The organism is Streptomyces sp. NPDC051172, from assembly GCF_040682555.1.
GTDB lineage: Bacteria > Actinomycetota > Actinomycetes > Streptomycetales > Streptomycetaceae > Streptomyces.
Genome location: NZ_JBFBBE010000432.1, coordinates 644 through 1,124 on the forward strand (window position 1 = coordinate 644; position 481 = coordinate 1,124).

At 67.2% G+C, this 481-nt stretch carries 1 protein-coding gene; it reads right to left on the minus strand.

What is annotated here, in order from left to right; translation table 11 throughout:
• On the minus strand, positions 1 to 481 hold a 481-nt coding region (locus AB0N07_RS51710), incomplete at both ends, for a cytochrome c biogenesis protein ResB (protein ID WP_365848033.1).

The following is a 481-nucleotide window of genomic DNA, read 5'->3' on the forward strand; positions in this document are numbered from 1 at the left end:
TAGTTCTGGTCGAACACGCGGGTGACCACCGGGCCCTGGAACGCGATGTCGCCGTTGCCGTCGCGGACGGTGACCACGGGCGCGTAGCCGTTGCCCACGAGGTAGACGCGCACGCCGTCGATGCTCAGCGGATGGTTGACCTTGAGGACCTCCTGGTGCGGCTCGGCCTCGGTGCCCTGGCGGACCTCCATCACGGCGGTGGAGTCCAGCGGCTGGCCGTAGTGGGTCTCCGACTGCCGCTCGAACACGGCGTCGAACGAGTCCAGGGTGAGGGAGAACGGCTGCAGGGCGTCCGGGCTGAAGTACGCGCCGGGGGTGAAGGAGTCGTAGGCGACGAGGTTGTTGGCGAAGCCCTCCCCCTCCACGATGATCTTCTGCCCCGTGTACTTGGTCATCCCGCCGTAGGCCATGAACACGAGCACGCCGATCAGGGAGAGGTGGAACAGGATGTTGCCGATCTCGCGCAGGTAGCCGCGCTCGG